The sequence below is a fragment of the Mycobacterium sp. NTMscope_MAC_269 genome (assembly GCF_976985695.1).
In genome coordinates this window covers 2,032,237-2,044,832 of sequence record NZ_OZ335668.1, presented here as the reverse complement: position 1 = coordinate 2,044,832, position 12,596 = coordinate 2,032,237, and the positions used below count along the sequence as shown (strand labels likewise).

Annotated in this window: 13 protein-coding genes; 8 read left to right on the top strand and 5 right to left on the bottom strand. The window is 67.0% G+C overall.

The features are described from left to right. Positions 1-3 precede the first annotated feature (3 nt). Positions 4-867 (bottom strand): ABC transporter permease, encoded by an 864-nt coding sequence (locus ACZ50Z_RS09580; RefSeq protein ID WP_464483334.1) that lies wholly within the window; start codon positions 865-867, stop codon positions 4-6. 1 nt (position 868) lies between these two features. Continuing rightward, complete coding sequence (locus ACZ50Z_RS09575) at positions 869-1,708, bottom strand: MlaE family ABC transporter permease (protein ID WP_464483333.1); 840 nt, start codon at positions 1,706-1,708, stop codon at positions 869-871. Positions 1,709-2,012: 304 nt separating this feature from the next. Here ACZ50Z_RS09575 and ACZ50Z_RS09570 point away from each other — a divergent pair, with 304 nt between their 5' ends. The 5 genes from ACZ50Z_RS09570 (at position 2,013) to ACZ50Z_RS09550 (ending at position 5,812) form a co-directional block, all read left to right on the top strand. Then, positions 2,013-2,615: a TetR family transcriptional regulator gene (locus ACZ50Z_RS09570; protein ID WP_464483332.1), complete on the top strand. Its 603-nt coding sequence runs from the start codon at positions 2,013-2,015 to the stop codon at positions 2,613-2,615. Between the two features lie 57 nt (positions 2,616-2,672). After that, positions 2,673-2,954 carry a phosphoribosyl-ATP diphosphatase gene (locus tag ACZ50Z_RS09565; protein WP_464483331.1) on the top strand — a complete coding sequence of 94 codons (282 nt, stop codon included), beginning with the start codon at positions 2,673-2,675 and terminating at the stop codon, positions 2,952-2,954. A 2-nt stretch (positions 2,955-2,956) separates the two neighbouring features. Next, on the top strand, positions 2,957-3,811 hold the full coding sequence (gene hisG, locus ACZ50Z_RS09560) for an ATP phosphoribosyltransferase (RefSeq protein ID WP_464486154.1): 855 nt from the start codon (positions 2,957-2,959) through the stop codon (positions 3,809-3,811). 115 nt (positions 3,812-3,926) lie between these two features. Then, positions 3,927-4,445, top strand: a complete 519-nt coding sequence (locus tag ACZ50Z_RS09555) for a DUF4126 domain-containing protein (protein WP_464483330.1) — start codon at positions 3,927-3,929, stop codon at positions 4,443-4,445. Beyond that, entirely contained in the window at positions 4,442-5,812 is a 1,371-nt protein-coding gene (locus ACZ50Z_RS09550) for an FAD-containing oxidoreductase (protein ID WP_464483329.1), read from the top strand. The genes ACZ50Z_RS09555 and ACZ50Z_RS09550 overlap by 4 nt, the downstream gene beginning before the upstream one ends. 3 nt (positions 5,813-5,815) lie before the next feature. Here the strand turns inward: ACZ50Z_RS09550 and ACZ50Z_RS09545 are convergent, their stop codons facing one another. After that, positions 5,816-6,712: a RecB family exonuclease gene (locus ACZ50Z_RS09545; protein WP_464483328.1), complete on the bottom strand. Its 897-nt coding sequence runs from the start codon at positions 6,710-6,712 to the stop codon at positions 5,816-5,818. Between the two features lie 75 nt (positions 6,713-6,787). Here ACZ50Z_RS09545 and trmI point away from each other — a divergent pair, with 75 nt between their 5' ends. Continuing rightward, positions 6,788-7,633, top strand: coding sequence for a tRNA (adenine(58)-N(1))-methyltransferase TrmI (gene trmI, locus ACZ50Z_RS09540; protein ID WP_464483327.1), 846 nt, complete (start codon positions 6,788-6,790; stop codon positions 7,631-7,633). 53 nt (positions 7,634-7,686) lie between these two features. Here the strand turns inward: trmI and ACZ50Z_RS09535 are convergent, their stop codons facing one another. Both ACZ50Z_RS09535 and lppK read right to left on the bottom strand, forming a co-directional pair. Then, positions 7,687-7,986, bottom strand: a complete 300-nt coding sequence (locus ACZ50Z_RS09535) for a DUF503 domain-containing protein (RefSeq protein ID WP_464483326.1) — start codon at positions 7,984-7,986, stop codon at positions 7,687-7,689. An 8-nt stretch (positions 7,987-7,994) separates the two neighbouring features. Continuing rightward, positions 7,995-8,612 carry a lipoprotein LppK gene (lppK, locus tag ACZ50Z_RS09530; protein ID WP_464483325.1) on the bottom strand — a complete coding sequence of 206 codons (618 nt, stop codon included), beginning with the start codon at positions 8,610-8,612 and terminating at the stop codon, positions 7,995-7,997. Between the two features lie 318 nt (positions 8,613-8,930). Here lppK and arc point away from each other — a divergent pair, with 318 nt between their 5' ends. Then, on the top strand, positions 8,931-10,760 hold the full coding sequence (gene arc / locus ACZ50Z_RS09525; RefSeq protein WP_464483324.1) for a proteasome ATPase: 1,830 nt from the start codon (positions 8,931-8,933) through the stop codon (positions 10,758-10,760). 34 nt (positions 10,761-10,794) lie between these two features. Next, positions 10,795-12,591: a hypothetical protein gene (locus ACZ50Z_RS09520; protein ID WP_464483323.1), complete on the top strand. Its 1,797-nt coding sequence runs from the start codon at positions 10,795-10,797 to the stop codon at positions 12,589-12,591. The last annotated feature ends 5 nt before the right edge of the window (positions 12,592-12,596 follow it).

Below are 12,596 nucleotides of genomic sequence, written 5' to 3'. Positions count from 1 at the left end.
GACCTAACCGCCGAACCTTGCACCGGAGTCGACGCCCCACAGCGCCATGGTGAGCAGCATGTTCACGATGATCACGACCGTGATGCTGGCCCGCATGCCGTGCCCCGCGGCGACCCCGACACCTTCGGGCCCGCCGCTCGCGTAATACCCGTAGTAGCACTGGATAGTGGAGGCGATCCACACGAAGATGACGGCCTTGATCAACGAATACACGATGTCCTGGCCGGCCAGCATCAGCGTGAAGTAGTGCAGGTAGGACCCGGTCGAACCGCCGCTGCCGATGCCCACCACCACCTGCGTGCTCAGGTAGCCGATCGCCAGGCACGCGGCATAGAGCGGGATGATCGCCACCACCGAGGCGATCAGCCGGGTGGTCACCAGGTAGGGGATCGGGCGGATCGCTATCGATTCCAACGCATCGATCTCCTCGGCGATCCGCATGGATCCCAGCTGGGCGGTGAAGCGACAGCCGCCCTGCATGGCGAAGGCGAGCGACGCCATCAGCGGAGCCAACTCGCGCGTGTTGACCAACGACGAGACGAACCCGGTGGCGGGTCCGAGGCCGAGCAGTTCCAGGAAGTTATATCCCTCGATGCCGACGAGTGCGCCGACCGTCATGCCGAGAACCACCGCCACGCCCGCGGTGCCGCCGCCGACCACGATCGAGCCGTTGCCCCACGTGATGTTCGACAGCAGCCGTAAGAATTCGCCGCTGTACTGGCGCGCGGCGAGCGGCACGGCGACCGCCGCCCGAACGAAGAACACCAGCAGATGGCCGAGCCGGATGATCGGCACTTTGCCCCGGCGGTAGAGCCGGATGAGCGGCGTCGAAATCGGTGCGAAAGGCTCGTATGCCGACGCCGTCATGTCAGAGCCCCGTCCTGGGCGACAACAGGATGTAGAGCTGGCTGATCACGACGTTGACGATCATCAGCAGCAGGATCGCCTCGACGACCGCGGCATTCACCGAGTTCGCGACGCCCGTCGGTCCGCCCTTGGTGGACAAGCCTTTTTGGCTCGAGACGACGGCCACGATGGCGCCGAACACGATCGCCTTCAGCAGCGCCAGCACCATGTCGCCGGTGGTCGCGAACGACGCGAACGTCGACACGAAGCTGCCCGGCGCGCCGTTCTGGAAGTACACGTTGAACATGTAGCTCGCGAAAAATCCGGCGAAGCACACGACGCCGGTCAGCGCCACACCGATCATCACCGCGGCGGCCAGGCGGGGGACGACCAGGCGCCGGATCACCGAGACGCCCATCACCTCCATCGCGTCGGTTTCCTCGCGCATGGTGCGCGAACCCAGATCGGCGGTGATGGCCGACCCCACCGCCGATGCCATGAGCACCGCCGCCACCAACGACGCGCCCTGTCGGATGACCGCGAGTCCGCTGGCCGCCCCGGCCAGCGAGGTGGCTCCGACCTGGCCGGCCAGCAGTGCGAATTGGATGGACAGGGTGACGCTGATGGGCAGCGAGACCAGGATCGTCGGTAGCACCGCGGTGCCGGCCATGAACGCGCCCTGCCGGACGAATTCGTGCCATTGGAATCGCCCGGTGACCAGGTCGAAGAAGAAGTATTGGATGGTGCGCACGCCGAGGACGAACTGTTCGCCCACCGTCGTCAGTGAGGCGATCGGGTGACGCTTGACGTACCCGACGGACCAGTCCCGGATGGCGACGACGCCGTCAAGTTGGGTCGTCACGGCCACCGGGCCCGCCGCCCGTATAGCAAACCCGTAGCGCGGGTCATCGCGCGCCAGCTACCGCAATCATCGGCCCTCTTCCCACCCCTAAGCATGAGTGCCGAGCAGAAGACGTTGAGCGGCCATCGGACACGATCCTATTAAAATTGGATCGACCGCTGCCACGACTTCGCAGTTCATTGATGTGTGCTGCATCACACTAACCTACTTGATAGGGACTTTCAATAGTGTAGAGTCACTCATCTGAGTTCGTCGCTGGACGGAACCGCCCGAGTTCACATGTCGGATTGACGAAGGTGATGGCATGCCCTCAGCAAACACCGGCTCGCTGCGGGACCGGCGGCGGGCCGAGCTGCTCTCGCAGATCCAGCAGACCGCGCACCAGTTGTTTGCCGAGCGCGGATTCGGCGCGGTGACCACCGAGGACATCGCCGAAGCCGCCGGGATTTCGATCAGCACGTATTTCCGGTACGCGCCCACCAAGGAGGGCCTGCTGGTCGACCCCGTCCGGGAGGCGGCCGCCGAGATCGTGGGCTCCTACAGCGCGAGACCGCCCCACGAGTCGCCCGTCGAAGCGCTGATCCAGCTGTTCGTCATCCGCGCCAGCGATGTCAGCGGGGTTGATAACCTCGAAACCTGGCGGCACGCCGTAGCGACTGCGCCGCACTTACTGAGCAAATCCATGCTGGTCAGCCAAAGCGATCAGGCCAAGCTGATTGAGCAAATTGCCCGCCGGATGGGTGTCGATGCGGCGGCGGACACCCGACCCGCATTGTTGGTCCACACCAGTTTGGCCACAGTCCAATTCGTCCTCGACGGCTGGTTGACCTCCGATATCGGCGAAAGCCCGCCGTTTCACGAGCAATTGGAACAAGCGCTGCGGCTGACCCTCGCCGGATTCGACTGACCGGAAAGGCCCCGATCCGTGCCGGGGTTAAACCGCCGTGACTTTGCCGACCGTCGCGTGAAACAATCGCTGGCCGTGAAGACCTTCGAGGATCTGTTCGCCGAACTGGGCGAGCGTGCCCGCACCCGGCCGGCCGGCAGCGGGACGGTCGCCGCGCTCGACGGCGGCGTCCACGGGCTGGGCAAGAAGATCCTCGAGGAAGCCGGCGAGGTTTGGCTGGCCGCCGAACACGAGCCCGACGACGCGCTGGCCGAGGAGATCAGCCAATTGCTCTACTGGACGCAGGTGCTGATGATCGCCCGCGGGCTGACCCTCGACGATGTGTATCGGAAGCTGTGAGCATGCTACGGGTTGCGGTTCCCAACAAGGGCACGCTGAGCGAGCCGGCCACCGAGATCTTGGCGGAGGCCGGCTACCGGCGCCGCACCGACTCCAAGGACCTGACCGTCATCGACCCGGCCAATCAGGTCGAGTTCTTCTTCCTGCGGCCCAAAGACATTGCCATCTATGTGGGTTCGGGCGAGCTGGATTTCGGCATCACCGGGCGCGACCTGGTGGGCGATTCCGACGCCCCGGTGCGGGAACGTCTGGCGCTGGGATTCGGCTCGTCGAGCTTCCGCTACGCCGCGCCTGCGGGGCGGGATTGGAAGATCGCCGATCTGGCCGGCAAGCGGGTCGCCACAGCCTATCCGAATCTGGTGCGAAAAGACTTGGCGGGGCGCGGAATTGAGGCGACCGTCATCAGACTCGACGGCGCGGTGGAGATCTCGGTGCAACTCGGCGTCGCCGACGCCATCGCCGACGTGGTCGGGTCCGGGCGCACCCTGGGCCTGCACAACCTGGTGGCCTTCGGTGATCCGCTGTGCGATTCGGAAGCCGTGCTGATCGAGAGCGACCAAAGCGGCCGGTCCGGAACGCAGGCGGCGCGCGATCAGCTGGTGGCGCGCGTCCAAGGTGTGGTGTTCGGCCAGCAGTACCTGATGCTCGATTACGACTGCCCTCGCTCGGTGCTGGACAAGGCCACCGCGATCACGCCTGGGCTGGAGTCGCCCACGATCGCACCTCTGGCCGACCCGGATTGGGTTGCGATCCGGGCGCTCGTGCCGCGCCGCGGTGTGAACGAAATCATGGATGAGCTGGCCGCCATCGGAGCCAAGGCAATCCTGGCGTCTGATATCAGGTTTTGCCGGTTCTGATTGCACACGCGGTGCGAACGCCGCTGTGTTAGCGTCCGCCTCGGGGGACTGCCCGGGTTGGCGTATGGGCCGTCCCTGAAAGGTCACCGGCTGTTTCGTCCTCCAGGAGGTCTTCGTGACTCACGCGCTTGTTGTGTTGCTGGCTTTGTTGATTGGTGTCGTTGCCGGGTTGCGCTCGCTGACGGCGCCCGCCGTGGTCGCCTGGGCCGCCGCCCCCGCCCTTCTTGGTTGGATCGATTTGCACGGCACGTGGGCGTCCTGGATGGGCAGCATCATCGCGGTGGTCGTCTTCACCGTCCTGGCCGTCGGCGAACTGATCAACGACAAGCTGCCGAAGACCCCGCCCCGTACGGCGGCGCCGATCTTCGCGGCCCGCATCGTCACGGGCGGCCTCGCGGGCGCGGCGCTGGGCGCCTGGCCGCACTGGACCTTTACCGCGCTGGGCGCCGGCGTCATCGGCGCGGTTCTCGGCACCCTCGGCGGCTACCAGGCGCGCAAGCGGCTGGCCGCGGTGGCGGGCAGGGACCTGCCCATCGCGCTGCTCGAGGACGCGGTCGCGATCATCGGGGGATTGGTCATCGTGGCGGTGACGGGACACGTGCTGACGGAGTACCTGCTGACGGCCGTTAAGTGACAGAACATTTCGACGCGATCATCGTGGGCGCGGGCCAAGCCGGCCCGCCGTTGGCGGCACGGCTGACGGCAGCCGGGCAGCGCGTCGCGATCGTCGAACGCAAACTGATCGGCGGCACCTGCGTCAACACCGGATGCATCCCGACCAAGACGATGGTGGCCTCCGCGCACGCCGCCCACCTGGCGCGCCGCGGCGCGGACTACGGCGTCGGCACCGGCGAAATCACCGTGGACTTGGGGAAAGTCAAGGCCCGCAAGGACGAGATCATGCTGGGCGACCGCCAGGGCGTCGAAGATTGGCTCGAGGGCATGGACGGCTGCACCGTCGTCCGCGGGCACGCCGTTCTCACCGATCCGCACACGGTGCGGGTCGGTGACGACGTGATGCGCGCCGACCGCATCTTCCTCAACGTCGGCGGCCGCGCCGTGGTGCCCGACATTCCGGGCCTGCACGAGGTCGAGTTCCTCACCAACGCGTCGATCCTCGAACTCGACACGCTGCCAACACATCTCGTCATTCTGGGTGGCAGTTACATCGCGCTGGAGTTCGCGCAGATGTACCGGCGCTTCGGGGCCCGGGTGACGATGGTGGAGCGGGGCCCGCGGCTGGCGTCCCGCGAAGACGAGGATGTGTCGGCCACCATCGAAGACATCTTGCGGGCGGAGGGCATCGACATCGTCGTCGGCGCCGATGACGTACGAGTCACCAAGACCGACAACGGTTTTGAGCTAACCCCTCGTGACGGCGACACACCCATCGAGGGCAGTCACCTGCTGCTGGCTGTGGGCCGGCGGCCCAACACCGACGACCTGGGCCTGTCGGCCGCCGGGGTCCAGACCGACGCCCACGGCTACATCGTCGTCGACGACCAGCTCAGGACCAGCGTCGCGCACATCTGGGCGATGGGCGACTGCAACGGCAAGGGCGCGTTCACCCACACGTCCTACAACGACTTCGAGATCGTCGCCGCCAATCTGCTCGATGACGACCCGCGGCGGGTGAGCGACCGCATCACCACCTACGCGCTCTACATCGATCCGCCGCTGGGCCGCGCAGGGCTGACCGTCGATCAGGTCCGCGCGTCGGGACGCAAGGCGCTCGTCGGTAAGCGGCCGATGACCAGAGTCGGCCGGGCGGTGGAAAAGGGTGAGACACAAGGCTTCATGAAAGTCGTGGTTGACGCCGAAACCGCAGAGATCCTGGGGGCCGCAATCTTCGGCGTCGGCGGCGACGAGGCCATACATTGCATCCTGGACGTGATGTCGGCCAAGGCGCCCTACACCACGCTTTCGCGCACCATGCACATCCATCCCACGGTCAGCGAGCTCATTCCGACGGTGCTGCAGGAGATGTCGGCGCTCGACTAACGGTTATGCCGCCGGTTCGGCCGAATCCGAATCGATCGGAGCGCCAATCGATTCCGGCCAACCCGGGTAGGGCGGCGGTGTCCCGCCGAATATCGGGCAGTGCTGCTGGTGCGGACACCAGTCGCACAACCGCGACTGGGTGGGACGGAAATCGCCCGTCTGGCCGGCGGATTGGATCGCGCGCCAGATCGCGACCAGGGTCTTCTCGAAGCGCAGCAGCTCGTCGTGATCCGGCGAATAGTCCAGCACCTGGCCGTCGGCCAGATAGATCAGCCGCAGCCGGGTGGGCGGCACACCGCGCGAACGCAACAGGGCCACCGCGTAGAACTTCATCTGGAACATGGCCTTGAACTCGGCCAGGGCCCGCGCGGCCGGCGGCGCCTTGCCGGTCTTGTAGTCGACCACCCGTAGTTCGCCCGTGGCCGCGACGTCGATGCGGTCGATGAAGCCACGCAGTAGTGTGCCGTCGGCGAGTTCGACCTCCACGCGTTCCTCGCAGCATTGTGGGTCGAAACGGGTCGGGTCCTCGAGGCGGTAGTAGCCGGCGAGCAACGCCTGCGCCTCGGCCAGCAGCTGGGTGCGCTGGGCCGGCTCCAGGCTCGCGGCCAGCTCCGGCGTTTCGGCCATCACCTGCTCCCAGGCGGGCTGTACCAGCGACATGGCGGTGTCGGGGCCGCGCTGCGCGGCGGGTAGACCGTAAAGCTGTTGCAGGGTGGCGTGAACCAGGGACCCGCGCAGCTGCGCCGGCGACGGCGCCTCGGGCAGGCGGTCGATGGCCCGGAACCGGTACAGCAGCGGGCATTGCTTGAAGTCCGCGGCCCGCGACGGTGACAGCGCCGGGCGGGACACCGGCCGCCCGGGGCCCGTCGCCGACTGCGGTGCCTCCGGCTGGACGATCATGTTCGGAAGCCTATGACCGGGGGCCGACAACCCCCAAGCACCCGATGGGGTGAGTCGGCTGGCACGCTAGACCGCGTGTCCGTAACCGGCCCATTCACCGTGGGCGAGCGTGTTCAGCTCACCGACGCCAAGGGTCGGCACTACACGATGGTGCTCGCCGAGGGCGGCGAGTTCCACACCCATCGCGGGTCGATCCCGCACGACGCGGTGATCGGGCTCGAGCAGGGCAGCGTGATCAAGTCCAGCAACGGCGCCGCGTACCTGGTGCTGCGGCCCCTGCTGATCGATTACGTGATGTCGATGCCGCGCGGGCCGCAGGTGATCTACCCGAAGGACGCGGCGCAGATCGTCCACGAGGGCGACATCTTCCCCGGCGCCCGGGTGCTCGAGGCCGGGGCGGGTTCGGGCGCGCTGACCTGTTCACTGCTGCGCGCGGTCGGGCCCGACGGGCGGGTGGTCTCCTACGAGCAGCGCGCCGACCACGCCGAACACGCCGAACGCAACGTGTCGGTGTTCGCCGGCGGTGAGGTGCCGGACAACTGGCAATTGATCGTCAGCGATGTGACCGATTCCGACCTGCCGGACGGATCCTTCGATCGCGCTGTGCTCGACATGCTCGCGCCGTGGGACGTGCTGGAGTCGGTCGCGCGGCTGCTGATTCCCGGCGGCGTGCTGATGATCTACGTGGCCACCGTCACCCAACTGTCGCGCACCGTCGAGGCGCTGCGGGCGCAGCAGTGCTGGACCGAGCCGCGGTCCTGGGAAACGTTGCAGCGCGGCTGGAACGTCGTCGGGCTCGCGGTGCGGCCGCAGCATTCGATGCGCGGGCACACGGCCTTCCTGATCTTCACGCGTCGGCTCGCGCCCGGGGTGATTGCGCCCAGGCCGCTGGGCCGCAAGCGCGAAGGCAGGGACGGCTAAGCGGCGATCGCAAGCGCGGCGTAGCCGGGCGCGGCGGGTCGCCGCCATCGGCCCTAGGCCAAATCGTCGGGGCGCACCAGCGAGCGTCGTACCGACAGCAGCTCGAACTCGGGATGCGCGGCCACCAGCCGCTCGGCCGCATCCAGAACGTCGACGGCGTGCCGGCGGTCGCCCGAGACCAGGGCGACGCCGATGCCGGCCCGTCGGTACAGCTCATGCGAACCCGTCTCGGCCGCCGCCACGCTGAACTTGCGCTGCAACTCGGCGACGACGGGACGGATGACCGATCGCTTCTGTTTGAGTGAGCGAACGTCGCCCAGCAACACGTCGAACTCCAGCCAGCCGATCCACATCCCGCGGATCAGCCTGGCGGATTTTGGGAGGGCGCCGGCGGGGCTTCCGGTGGCGGCGGCGCGGGAGGCGGAGCGGGTTCTGGCGGGTTCGCGGGAGCTCCCGAAGACGGGGTCGCCGGCGACTTGCCCAGGGCCAACAGCATTTCCGCGGTGTGCCGGGAAAGCTGCCAACCGCCTTGGAAGGGCGCGAATTCCATCGGGAAGGTGAAGTTGGCGTTGTTGGCCTGGGCGGTGTGGACGGCGATGCTGGCCTTCACGTTCGAGGGGTTCTTGTCCGACCACGCGATGTCGTTTGCCGCGAAGGTCATGGGCAGATACCCGTTGTCGCGCAAGGCGTTGGTGAATTTGTCCAGGGTGGCCGCACTCTCCGGGGTGGCGCCTTCCACCAGAGTCACCTTGGCATCGCCGGGGACGTTCGGATCGGCCAATCGGGTCAGCACATCGGTGAGGGCTTCCGGTGGTGGCAGGGGAGCCGTGATGGGCGCAGCAACCGGACTGGACGTGGCCGGCGGCAGCGAAGAAACCGTCGACGACTCACTCATGGGGTGCTTCGCCGAACACGCCGCCAGCCCGAGCGCCGCCAGGGTGGTGGCGGTGCTGAGCGCTACGGACAGTGGTCGGTGCATCCGGTCGGTCGGCCGGCTAGGCGGCTCTGGCCGCTTGGGGCGGGAACGATGTCGCTAAGGTCGGGCCGATGGGTGCAACTGACGTCACACCGGCGGCGCCGACGGTGACAGTGCCGCGAGCCGAGCCGGTGGCGAGGCTTTTTGCGGTCACTCTGCCACCTCCCAAGGCCGTTTCGATCATCACGATTAGTGGCCGAGATTACCAGCGTGACGAAAATCTTAACTTTTCGTGGGTATTTGACTACGCACATCAATCGTCAATCGCCGGTAGCTTTGAAGTATCCGCCGCGCCAATTCGGTGTGGGAAAGGAGCGCAAGATGGGTAGCTCAGAGCGTTCTGAAGCCTTCGGAACCCCCCACGAATCAGACCTGTCCAGCGGCGACGAGGCCGAGTTGGAGCAGCTACGCCGTGAGGCGGCGATGCTGCGCGAGCAACTCGACCATGCGGTCGGAACGCAGGGCGGCGCCCGCTCTGCCCGCGATGTGCATCAGCTTGAAGCGCGCATCGACTCCCTCGCGTCCCGTAACTCGAAGTTGATGGAGACCCTCAAAGAGGCCCGCCAGCAACTGCTGGCGTTGCGTGAGGAGGTCGACCGGCTGGGGCAGCCGCCCAGCGGGTACGGCGTCCTGCTCGGCACGCACGAAGACGACACCGTCGACGTGTTCACGTCCGGGCGCAAGATGCGTCTGACCTGCTCGCCGAACATCGAAGTCGCGTTGCTGCGCAAGGGCCAGACCGTTCGCCTCAACGAGGCCCTGACGGTCGTGGAAGCGGGCACGTTCGAGTCGGTCGGCGAGATCTCCACGCTGCGTGAGCTCTTGGCCGACGGGCACCGGGCACTGGTCGTGGGTCACGCCGACGAGGAGCGAATCGTCTGGCTCGCCGAGCCGCTGGTCGCCGAGAATCTGCCGGAGGGTCATCCCGACGCCCTCAACGACGACACCCGGCCGCGCAAGCTGCGGCCCGGTGACTCGCTGCTGGTCGACACCAAGGCCGGCTACGCGTTTGAGCGCATTCCCAAGGCCGAGGTCGAGGACCTGGTGCTCGAAGAGGTGCCCGATGTCAGCTACCTGGACATCGGCGGCCTGACCCGCCAGATCGAGCAGATCCGCGACGCCGTGGAACTGCCCTTCCTGCACAAGGAGCTCTACCGCGAGTACGCCCTGCGTCCGCCCAAAGGCGTGCTGCTCTACGGTCCGCCCGGTTGCGGTAAGACGCTGATCGCCAAGGCCGTGGCCAATTCGTTGGCCAAGAAGATGGCCGAGGTGCGCGGCGACGACGCTCGCGAGGCCAAGTCGTACTTCCTCAACATCAAGGGCCCCGAGCTGCTGAACAAGTTCGTCGGCGAGACCGAGCGCCACATCCGGCTGATCTTCCAGCGCGCCCGCGAGAAGGCGTCGGAAGGCACACCGGTGATCGTGTTCTTCGACGAGATGGACTCGATCTTCCGCACGCGCGGCACCGGGGTGTCCTCGGACGTCGAGACGACGGTGGTCCCACAGCTGCTCAGTGAGATCGACGGTGTGGAGGGACTGGAGAACGTCATCGTGATCGGCGCCTCCAACCGCGAGGACATGATCGACCCCGCCATCCTGCGGCCCGGACGCCTCGACGTGAAGATCAAGATCGAGCGCCCGGATGCCGAAGCGGCGCAAGACATCTTCTCGAAGTACCTGACCGAGGCGCTGCCCGTGCACGCCGACGACCTCACCGAGTTCGACGGCGACCGGTCGGCCTGCATCAAGGCGATGATCGAAAAGGTCGTCGACCGGATGTACGCCGAGATCGACGACAACCGTTTCCTGGAGGTCACCTACGCCAACGGTGACAAGGAAGTCATGTACTTCAAGGACTTCAACTCCGGGGCGATGATCCAGAACGTCGTCGACCGGGCGAAGAAGAACGCGATCAAGTCGGTGCTGGAAACCGGCCAACCGGGTCTGCGCATCCAGCATCTGCTCGACTCGATCGTCGACGAGTTCGCCGAGAACGAGGACCTGCCCAACACCACCAACCCCGATGACTGGGCGCGGATTTCGGGCAAGAAGGGCGAGCGGATCGTCTACATCCGCACGCTGGTCACCGGCAAGAGTTCGAGCGCGTCGCGGGCCATCGACACCGAGTCGAACCTGGGTCAGTACTTGTAAACATTTGTCGGCGCCACCGACTAGCGTCGCACCCGTGCGACTCCGCTTTGACGCTCCCGGCGACGACGACGCCTACGACCAGGCTCGTGGCACGCTGCTGGACGAGCTCAAGGGCTGGTGGGACGGGCCCGCCTCGGATCGCGAGGCCGTCGTCTGCGACGTCGCCGTCTTCCTGGACTGGCGGTACGGCGATTCCACCGGTGTCCTCGACGACTTCGTCCCCGCCGACATCGCGGAATTTCTGCTCGAGTGGTGCCCGCCCCGGTTCAGGGGCCGCCCGGATGACGCGGTGTACCTGTGCTTCGCGATCGGTGTGTACGTCGACTTCATGGCAGCTACGGGCCGGCTGGTCGGAGGTGCCGAGCGCGCCGCCAGATTGCGGAGGCTGGCCGACGACCTTGCGTTGACCGTGCGATCAGAAACACGCGCCCCCGCCGTCGAGGATCATCCGGACCCGGCCGAGGCGCCGGAGCCATTGGAACTGCCGTTTCTCCACATTCCGCCGTCCCCGGCCGACGTAGCGGCCGCCGCGGAGGCGGTCCCGCTGCTCGCCACACTCGAGGCGTTGCGGGACTATCTCGGCTCGGACGGTAAGCCGTTGACCGACAAGGGAAACCTCGAACTGGCTGACGGTCGCGCGCTGGTGGAACTGCTCGACACAGGCGACGTGTTGGATGTCGAGTTGGGCGACCGGCAACTCCCGGTTCGCTCGACGGCGGCGCTGCGGCGTCTGAACTTCACGATCGACGTGGCGATCGAGGCAGGCGCGGTGGACGTACGCCGACACCGGTTGGTGCCGGCGCAGGAGTGGGGGGCGCGCTCGGTCGTGGAACGGGCGGAGTCGCTGTTCGCGGCGATCCTCTTGTCCCGCCCGCTGCGGTGGGAATCGTCGCAGCTCTACCCCGAGCGCAACGCCATGCACGAACTGCTCGATGACGGGATCGTGTGCTGGCTGGCGCCGTTGCTGCAAGACGGCGCGGAACTCCCGTTCGACTCCCTGCTGGAGTGGGTGCACGCCTTGGTTGCCGCGCACCGGCCGCCGCAGCGCTGGCATGCGGACGAGGAGGACGCGCTCGAGGCATACGTCGACGACGACATGGGCCGTCTCCTCGAAGTTCTCCGGGAGGCCGGGGTGGTGCGATGGACCGATCCGGTCGAAAGGCCGCAGCCACTTGGGCCGAGCGATTGGACCGGAGGGACCGTGGCGCTGACCGCCCTGGGGCGCCACGTCCTGCCGGAATACCTGGAGGACGCCGGATTCGCGCTGCGCCGCCTCGACCGCCTCGACGACTGGGACGGGGCGGCCCTGATCGGCGCAATGTTGTTGGTGGACAATGACCTTCACGCGTCATTGGTAACCAATTGGAAGTCAGGGCGCCCGGATGCCGAACGGGTGCAGATGGTCACCGAGGCGGCCGCGGCCATGGACACCGCGGCCGGCCGCACGATGGGCTTCGCCGCGCTGGACGAGTTCGACATCGACGTCGCCGAACCGTTCGTGCGTCAGCTGTTGGACACGCCGGTCGCCGGCCACGCCGCGCTGTGGCTGATACAGCGGGACCGCGCCGATTCCGAGACGCTCGCGAGCTTTGTCGATGTCGCGGTGCTCGTCGACGTCCTCGCGGAGTCTATGGACTCTCCCGAAGAGCTGTGCAGCCTCTTCGCCGGCATGTCCGATCCGCCGCAGCTGCTGGAAGACATCTGGCGCCATCCCGCGCCCGAGACCGCGCTCGTGCTCGACGCGCTCGGCCGGCATCTGCCGGATCGAACACTGGCCAAGGCCGCGCGCAAAGCGGCGGTGCGGCATCGCAGCTGGATGGCGAATCACTGACGGTG